This is a genomic window from Methylobacter sp. (assembly GCF_004322395.1).
Lineage (GTDB): Bacteria > Pseudomonadota > Gammaproteobacteria > Methylococcales > Methylomonadaceae > Methylobacter_A.
On sequence record NZ_SCTW01000123.1, the window covers coordinates 1 to 2,521 of the forward strand.

Below are 2,521 nucleotides of genomic sequence, written 5' to 3' on the forward strand. Positions count from 1 at the left end.
TCCTCGCTTTTGCCGAGGGTCAGCAGAAGGGGCTCCTGCCCCTCTGCTGACGTGCGGCATCCCTGCCGCACCCCTCACGGGCTGTTCTCGACAAAAGCTCCGGTGCTCGGCGCGGCAAACGGGATTGAATTCGTGCCACTGATAAGTTTCCATCACTATTTGATTCATGGGCTTAAGGATATTTCGTAAGTTATGGGGCTCGGTACGGCAAACGGGAGAAATACCGTCCGTGCGTAACATCAGGACATAATTATTTGGAAATTTATATGTTAGTTTCCGCACCGACTGTGCTCGATCTTGCAGGTATGCTTTAAATTAAGCGATGGGAAAGATTATTCCGCGCTTTGGTCATGACAATGTAGTCATGGTTAATTTAATTGTTAAATTAATTAACAGGAGACACTCATGAACAAAGATCAAGTAAAAGGCCGAGCCGAACAAGCCAAAGGCAAAATTAAGGAGACCGCAGGCAAGGTGATGGACGATGAAGCTATGGAAATAAAAGGTAAAGTTCAGAAAAATGTGGGCAAAGGCCAGGCCGGCTATGGTGATGCCAAAGAGGAAGTTAAGAAAAACCGTTAAAATTGCTGCTGTTGAGCTGTGCAGTGGAGTCCGGGCAGATGGGCCTGCTGCATAGCTGTAACAGCATGTTCATTAATTCATTTTACAAGGAAATAAATATGAAACTAACTAACATAAAATTTACCAGTTTATGGGCGGGTATCGTTTTAAGTTTTTGCTCTTTGAGTGCTTATGCTGCTGAAAATCACATGGAGCAAGCGTTGAAGCATGCGGAGGCATCGGCCAAAGCTAGCGATGGAAAATCCATAGCCGAACATGCGGAAACGGCGTTAAAACATGCAAAAGTCTCGGATGAACATTTGGATGCCGGTATCAAAAGCTTGGACGAGGCTATCGAACATGGCAAACAGGGTCATTCCGATTTAGCGAAGAAAGCCGCTGAAGAGGCTGTAACACATTTAAAAGCCGCGAAATAATCGTTATCGGCTTTTGGTACCGTAAAAGACAGCGGGCGAATAGCCCGCCGTCTTTGTTTGTCTTTTAGAATCATGCATCGTAGAGCTCCGGTCGATGGGTCAACGAACCCTTGAAATAAAGGAAGGATTTTTAGGTACGGATTTTCTGCGCCGGAAGCTCAATCGACGATAGCAATCAACATCACCTCTTAACTTTTCACGATTCCCCACTGCATTGGTTGAGGCCGCCAACAACGGGCGATTACTTACTGTTCGAGTGCCGGAAACGATACTTCTATTGATAACAGGATCTTACCCTTCACTTGAAGGCAAGGCCGTGTATAAAATCTTGAAGCATCAGATTCAAGGCGGTTCTCAAAGTACTCTGGTATGTCGAATTTTGATCCTAAAAAAATCAGTTGGATTTGGAATTTCCGTAGGGGCGACCGGCCGGTCGCCCTGTATGCCCCTGGGTACTACAATGGCTACACTATCTGGGCGGCAAACTGATTTTTTAGACTGATAGGTTTTATCGAAGATAAATTCTATAGTGTTCGCCAGTAGCGGATTTTTTGGGACAGTCGCCTATTGGTATATCTTTGGTCCATGACAGCCGCGCGAAGAACATCGTCTTCTTGTTGATCGTCTTTTTGTTGATGATCCAATACCTGCTGCGTGATATGGCTGACTTGTTCCGTCAAAGACGGGGGAGTATTTAGATTTGGAAGGCAATTGGCCATTGATACTTCTCCTTTCACAACGCCTTCTTTTGAGGCATTGGCTGAAAATTCACATATTGGAAATCTTAGTTAGTGGCTCTTACGGCGTATGTATCAAGCCATAGAAGACTAGAACAGCAAATGGGAAATGACGGCAAGCAAGTCGGCACAACTTACTAGGTTATTTCCGGCCGGCCACATAGCACGGCTAAAAGTTCCAGCTGCTCATATAGAACTTTGCATCGGGCCGTTGCACGTTGCAGTTTACTTAAATTTACTGTGTTCCTACGGTCTAACGATCACTCAACAGACGATTCAACAGAAAGCCTGCCGCTACTAAGGCCATACCCAATGATGCAATGGGATTGCCATAAATATAACGATAATTATTCAATAATTGCTGCTCGGCATTTCTCAGTTGAGCTCCTTTTTCGCCAAGTACTTCTGTGATCTGATAGGAGGCCGCACTGGCAGTTTTATCTACTGAATCGGATGTTTTGTTTATTTCCATAGACAGATTATCCTCGTCTATTTTAGACGTATATTATTCTTGACCGATTTTACGCCGGTGATGCTGCGTGCAAGTGCGGCCGCTTTCTCGCTTTCGGCACGGGTGTTTACGAAACCGCTCAATTGAACCACGCCTTTGAACGTGTCGACATTGATTTCGCGGGCTTTCAGGTCAGGATCACCGACCATCAGCGTGTTGATTTTGCCGGTGATAACGCTGTCGTCAAAATATTCTCCGGTTGCCTCCTGTGTTTTTGTCGATGCACAACCTGTGACTGTTATTAACGTCATGGCTAAAAAAAGCGCGGAAAAAAA

6 protein-coding genes are annotated in these 2,521 nt (G+C 45.3%); 3 read left to right on the plus strand and 3 right to left on the minus strand.

What is annotated here, in order from left to right:
- The 3 genes from EPO18_RS16705 to smbP form a co-directional block, all read left to right on the plus strand.
- On the plus strand, nucleotides 1-189 hold a 189-nt coding region (locus EPO18_RS16705; protein ID WP_292435268.1), incomplete at its 5' end, for a hypothetical protein.
- A 216-nt stretch (nucleotides 190-405) separates the two neighbouring features.
- Nucleotides 406-582: a CsbD family protein gene (locus EPO18_RS16710; protein ID WP_292435270.1), complete on the plus strand. Its 177-nt coding sequence runs from the start codon at nucleotides 406-408 to the stop codon at nucleotides 580-582.
- A 98-nt stretch (nucleotides 583-680) separates the two neighbouring features.
- On the plus strand, nucleotides 681-998 hold the full coding sequence (gene smbP / locus EPO18_RS16715; RefSeq protein WP_292435272.1) for a small metal-binding protein SmbP: 318 nt from the start codon (nucleotides 681-683) through the stop codon (nucleotides 996-998).
- A 524-nt stretch (nucleotides 999-1,522) separates the two neighbouring features.
- On the opposite strand, the gene EPO18_RS16720 is transcribed toward smbP, so the two are convergent.
- The 3 genes from EPO18_RS16720 to EPO18_RS16730 form a co-directional block, all read right to left on the minus strand.
- A complete protein-coding gene (locus EPO18_RS16720) occupies nucleotides 1,523-1,717 on the minus strand; it encodes a hypothetical protein (protein ID WP_292435275.1) in 195 nt (64 codons plus the stop codon).
- 271 nt (nucleotides 1,718-1,988) lie between these two features.
- Nucleotides 1,989-2,207, minus strand: coding sequence for a DUF883 domain-containing protein (locus EPO18_RS16725; protein ID WP_292435277.1), 219 nt, complete (start codon nucleotides 2,205-2,207; stop codon nucleotides 1,989-1,991).
- Nucleotides 2,208-2,224: 17 nt separating this feature from the next.
- The coding region (locus EPO18_RS16730; protein WP_292435280.1) for a BON domain-containing protein at nucleotides 2,225-2,521 on the minus strand (297 nt) is incomplete at its 5' end.